The organism is Streptomyces sp. KR55, assembly GCF_052245645.1.
Classification (GTDB): Bacteria; Actinomycetota; Actinomycetes; order Streptomycetales; family Streptomycetaceae; genus Streptomyces; species Streptomyces flavusporus.
In genome coordinates, this window is the sequence record NZ_JBQQCE010000611.1 from 1 (window position 1) to 4,746 (window position 4,746).

Genomic DNA, 4,746 nt, shown 5'->3' on the forward strand with positions numbered 1-4,746 from the left:
ATTCGTGCGTCCACACGCATCACCGACGCAGACACCCGCACTGCTAAAGTGGAGGTACTCCTCCACTGTAGCGGAGGCTTACCTCCGGTTCAATCCCGTCCGCCCTAGGGAGGCAGCAATGACGGCCCGGACCTTTCCCGTGAGCGAGATCGTGGCGTCCCGGCGGCCGCACCGGAAGGACGCCGCCCGCAACTACGACGCCCTGCTGGCCGCCGCGCGCGAGGCGTTCGCCGAGCACGGCGCGGATGCCTCCCTGGAGGACATCGCCCGTCGCGCGGGCGTCGGCATCGGCACGCTCTACCGGAACTTCCCGACCCGTCGGCATCTGTTCGAGAGCGTGTACGCGGGCGAGGTGAACGACCTGTGCCAGGTCGCCCAGGAGGTCGCGGACCAGGAACCGTGGGAGGCGCTCACGGCCTGGCTGCACCGGTTCACCGGCTACATGGTGACCAAGCGGGCGGTCCGCGAGGCGCTCAACGACGAGTCGGACATCTTCCTGACCTGCCGGGAGTCGATGTACGCGGCCGGCACCCCGCTGTTCGAGCGGGCGCAGCAGGCAGGGGTGGCACGCAAGGACATGGACTTCGGGGACCTGCTGCGCATGGTCGCGGGCATCACCTCGACGAACTTCGTCGACGACGCCCAGCGCGACCGTGTCCTGTCCGTCGCGCTGGACGGCGTGCGCACCGCGCGCTGAGTCGCCGGTCGAAATTACTACCTGCCCACCGCCTCCTTGCGCAGCAGGTCCAGGAACGTGGGGGTGCCCTGCGTCGTGCGTACGTCGACACAGGCGCGCACGTGGCGGTTCTCGACCGCGTGGTGCAGCAGCGCGTGGGCGAGGTCGGCGCGGGCGGTGTAGCGGCCGGGCAGCCGTGCCGTGCCGAGCTGGTAGTCGCTGACCGTCTCCGTGTCGAACAGGCCGCCGGGGCGGATGACCGTCCACGCGTGGTCGGACTCGCGTACGACGTCCTCCATGCGGCGCATGTCGTCGTAGACCGTGCGGCCGAGGAAGCGCACGACCGCCGGTTCCAGCAGCCGGCGGAAGAGGAAGCCTTCACCGGGTGCCGCCGTGTCGAAGAGGACGGTCGAGGTCACGGCCACCAGGCGTCGCACGTTGTGCTTGGTCATGGCCTGCGTGATGTGGGTGATGCCGGCGGAGTACACCGTGACGGGACGGCGGCCGTACGGCACGCCGAGTGCGGAGATCACCGCGTCCTGTCCGGCCACGGCGGTTTCGACCGCCGCCGGATCGAGTACGTCCGCGCCGACGACGCGCAGCCCGGGGCCGGTGACCGGGAAGCCGTCGGGGCGGCGGGTGACGGCGGTGACCGAGTGCCCTGCGGCGAGGGCCTGTCGGGTGGTCTGCCGTCCGGTGGGGCCGTTCGCGCCGAAGATGACGATGTTCATTGGCTTTCCCCTCGTGCGTGTGGGTTTCCGCCAGTTGTGAGGGCGGGGGCAACCTGGAGTGTGACATCGCCGGGCGTGCCGTAAGAGTTCCGTCATCTCCTGACCGTCGCGGTCCGGCCGTGCGCACGTCTTGAATGGATCTCCCGGAGAACGGAACGGGAGGAGACGCCATGGGGCGTATGGGCAGGGTGATCGTGGTGGCGCTGGTGCCGGCCGTGGCGTTGGTCGGGGCGGGGCTGTACTGGTTCCAGCCGTGGAAGCTGTGGCAGGACGAGACCGTGCAGGAGGCGCTGCCCGCGGCGACCGGGACACCGGCGCCCGCGCCGAGCACCTCGGCATCGCCGGAACCGGCGGGCCCGGTGACGGTGGCGCGCGGTGAGCTGATCAGTCACGAGCACGCCACGTCCGGCACGGTGACGCTGCTGCGGCTTGCGGACGGCTCCCACGTGCTGCGTCTGGAGGACCTCGACACCAGCAACGGCCCGGATCTGCGGGTGTGGCTGACGGACGCGCCGGTGAAGGAGGGCCAGGCAGGCTGGCATGTGTTCGACGACGGTGCGTACGAAAGCCTGGGGCGGCTCAAGGGGAACAGGGGCGACCAGAACTACGCCGTTCCCGCCGGCGTGGATCCGGCCGCCTTCACGAGCGTGAGCATCTGGTGCGACCGGTTCGACGTGTCGTTCGGGGCGGCGGAGCTGGCTCCCGCATGAGCGCACTGCTGGACTACGGTGGGGCGCCCGCCGCACCGGGCGCCCCTGGGGCCGTCACCGCGGGACAGCCGCCGTCCCCTGTGCGGTGGCTGTCGGCAGCGTGACACCCAGCCTCGCGGCGTGTTCGGTCAACTCGCGCCACACCTTCGGCGCCACGGGGATCCCCTGCTCCGCCCGGCCGGCGGCCACCGCGGCGCTGTGCTCGCCGGGGTAGTACACGCCCGCCGCGTCGTCCGCCCTGGGCAGGCCCTTCAGGGTGGTCAGGGCCGAGTCGACCACCGCCGCGAAGGACTCGGTGCCGCCGAAGGCCGCGGGGTCGAGGGCGATGAGCAGGGCGTTCTGGCGGTGTGTGCGGCCGGCCGGGTCGTCGGAGTGGAAGGACGCGAAGATCGGCGCGCCGACGAGCACGCTGGTCAGCAGCTCGAAGGCCTGCGACATGCCGGACCCCTTGGCGCCGCCCAGCGGCAGCTGCATGACCGCCTTCTGCTATGTGACACGGACGTTCACCGAGACCGGCAAGACGGTGGAGCACCTTTCGGCCGAGGAGCAGATGGGTTAGTCGCGCAGCGCCTGCTAGTCGCCGGCGGCGACGGCCGCCTTGGCCGCGCACAGCCCTTCGAGGACCATGCGGCCTCAGCCGGGGCGGTACAGCGCGGCGAGCAGTTCGATCGCGGCCTGGGTGGCGGGGTGCGGGTCGTCGCGCCACCAGATCAGCCGTACGGCGACCGGTTCGGCGTCGCGCACCGGCCGGTAGACGACGCCGGGGCGCCGGTACTGGTGGGCGGTGGACTCCGCAGTCACCCCGATGCACCGGCCCGTGGCGATCACGGTGAGCCAGTCGTCGACATCGTGGGTCTCCTCGGTGGCCGGGCGGGAGTCGGGGGGCCACAGGTCCACCGTCGTGGTGCCGGTACGGCGGTCGACGAGGAGCGTGCGCCCGCTGAGATCGGCGAGCCGGACGGAGCGACGCCGGGCCAGCGGATCGTCGGCGGCCAGGGCGCACAGCCGCCGTTCCAGGCCGACGATGGCGGAGTCGAGGCGCCGGTCGTCCGGCGCCCTGCGCACCACCGCCAGATCGCACATCCCCTCCAGCAGGCCCGCGGTGGGCGAGTTGACCCGCACCAGGTGCAGTTCGGTCTCCGGGTGCACGGCGCCCCACCGGCGCTGGAAGGGGAGCGTGTGCCGGCCGAGCGCCGCCCAGGCGTAGCCCACCCGCACCTGGACGTGCCCGGAGGTGGCCTCCCGGACCAGGTGGTCCACCTCGGCGAGCACCCGCCGGGCATGCGCCACGACCCGCAGTCCGGTCGCCGTCGGCGTCACCTGACGCGAGGTGCGCCTGAGCAGCCGTACACCGAGGGCGCGTTCGAGGGAGGCCAGGGTGCGCGACACGGCGGCCTGGGAGACGCCGAGCGCTGTCGCGGCGTCGGTGAAGGTTCCCTCGTCCACGATCGCGACGAGGCAGCGCAGTTGACGTAGCTCCACATCCGCATCCATGACTCAAGCGTATGGATGGATCGGAGGTTGCATTTTGCGCAAGAGCCGTACGGCTGCACCATCACGGGCATGCGAGCAGCTCCCGCACGCCGCGCCGTGCCCACGCCTCTTCCCAACCCGCAGTCGCCCGGCCGGGGTTGGGCCGGTGTGGTCACGATGGTCGCCAGCGGCCTGTCCAACCAGACGGGTGCCGCCGTCGGTGCCCTGGCCTTCCCCGTCATCGGCCCGGTCGGGGTCGTCGCGGTCCGGCAGTACGTTGCCGCCGCCGTCCTGCTGGCCGTGGGCCGCCCGCGGCTGCGGGACTTCACCTGGCCTCAGTGGTGGCCGGTGCTGCTGCTGGCCGTGGTGTTCGGCACCATGAACCTCAGTCTGTACACCGCCGTCGACCGGATCGGTCTCGGGCTGGCGGTGACGCTGGAGTTCCTCGGCCCGCTGAGCATCGCCCTGGCCGCGGCCCGGCGTCGCCTGGACGCCTGCTGCGCGGTGATCGCCGCGGTCGGCGTGGTCACCCTGATGCGTCCACGTCCCTCCGCCGACTACGTGGGGATGGGCCTCGCCCTGTTGGCGGCCGTGTGCTGGGCGTCGTACATCCTGCTCAACCGCACCGTCGGCCGACGCGTCCCCGGCGCGCAGGGGGCGGCGGCAGCGGCGGGCGTCTCGGCCGTGCTGTTCCTGCCGGTGGGCATCCTGGTCGCGGTACAGCGCCCGCCCACCGCCGAGTCGGTCGCCTGGGCGGTGGCGGCAGGTGTCCTGTCCTCGGCCGTGCCCTACCTCGCCGACCTGCTGACGCTGCGCCACGTCCCCGCCCAGACGTTCGGGCTCTTCATGAGCGTCAACCCGGTCCTCGCCGCGCTGGTCGGCTGGGCCGTCCTCGGTCAGGGCCTGGGGAGCTGGGAGTGGGCCGGCATCGGGGCGGTCGTCACGGCGAACGCGCTCAGCATCCTCACCCGGCGCGAGTGAGGGCGACCGCGACGTCACCCTCGGACGGCGGTCGTGGTGCCGCGGATCTCCAGCGTCGGCATGGCGAGGTGCACGCTCCCCTCTCCCCCGCGTCCCTCGAAGCGGTCGAGCAGACAGCGGGCGGCGCGACGGCCGACCTCGTGGCCGGCGTTGTCGACGGTGGTGAGCCACAGGT

7 protein-coding genes are annotated in these 4,746 nt (G+C 72.2%); 3 read left to right on the forward strand and 4 right to left on the reverse strand.

The window, feature by feature from the left end; all coding sequences use genetic code 11:
* Positions 1–118 precede the first annotated feature (118 nt).
* The gene (locus ACTWQJ_RS46590; protein ID WP_443312438.1) at positions 119–697 is read left to right on the forward strand and encodes a TetR/AcrR family transcriptional regulator; all 579 of its coding nucleotides are present in this window, start codon (positions 119–121) and stop codon (positions 695–697) included.
* A gap of 17 nt (positions 698–714) precedes the next feature.
* On the opposite strand, the gene ACTWQJ_RS46595 is transcribed toward ACTWQJ_RS46590, so the two are convergent.
* Positions 715–1,407, reverse strand: a complete 693-nt coding sequence (locus ACTWQJ_RS46595) for an NAD(P)-dependent oxidoreductase (protein WP_443312439.1) — start codon at positions 1,405–1,407, stop codon at positions 715–717.
* A 170-nt stretch (positions 1,408–1,577) separates the two neighbouring features.
* On the opposite strand from ACTWQJ_RS46595, the gene ACTWQJ_RS46600 reads away from it, so the two are divergent.
* Positions 1,578–2,117 carry a DM13 domain-containing protein gene (locus tag ACTWQJ_RS46600; RefSeq protein WP_443312440.1) on the forward strand — a complete coding sequence of 180 codons (540 nt, stop codon included), beginning with the start codon at positions 1,578–1,580 and terminating at the stop codon, positions 2,115–2,117.
* Between the two features lie 54 nt (positions 2,118–2,171).
* On the opposite strand, the gene ACTWQJ_RS46605 is transcribed toward ACTWQJ_RS46600, so the two are convergent.
* Both ACTWQJ_RS46605 and ACTWQJ_RS46610 read right to left on the reverse strand, forming a co-directional pair.
* Entirely contained in the window at positions 2,172–2,591 is a 420-nt protein-coding gene (locus tag ACTWQJ_RS46605; RefSeq protein WP_443312441.1) for an Ldh family oxidoreductase, read from the reverse strand.
* A gap of 159 nt (positions 2,592–2,750) precedes the next feature.
* Positions 2,751–3,611, reverse strand: coding sequence for a LysR family transcriptional regulator (locus ACTWQJ_RS46610; protein WP_443312442.1), 861 nt, complete (start codon positions 3,609–3,611; stop codon positions 2,751–2,753).
* A gap of 69 nt (positions 3,612–3,680) precedes the next feature.
* On the opposite strand from ACTWQJ_RS46610, the gene ACTWQJ_RS46615 reads away from it, so the two are divergent.
* Positions 3,681–4,571 (forward strand): EamA family transporter, encoded by an 891-nt coding sequence (locus ACTWQJ_RS46615; RefSeq protein WP_443312443.1) that lies wholly within the window; start codon positions 3,681–3,683, stop codon positions 4,569–4,571.
* A gap of 14 nt (positions 4,572–4,585) precedes the next feature.
* On the opposite strand, the gene ACTWQJ_RS46620 is transcribed toward ACTWQJ_RS46615, so the two are convergent.
* Positions 4,586–4,746: substrate-binding domain-containing protein (locus ACTWQJ_RS46620; protein WP_443312444.1), on the reverse strand; the 161-nt coding region annotated here is incomplete at its 5' end.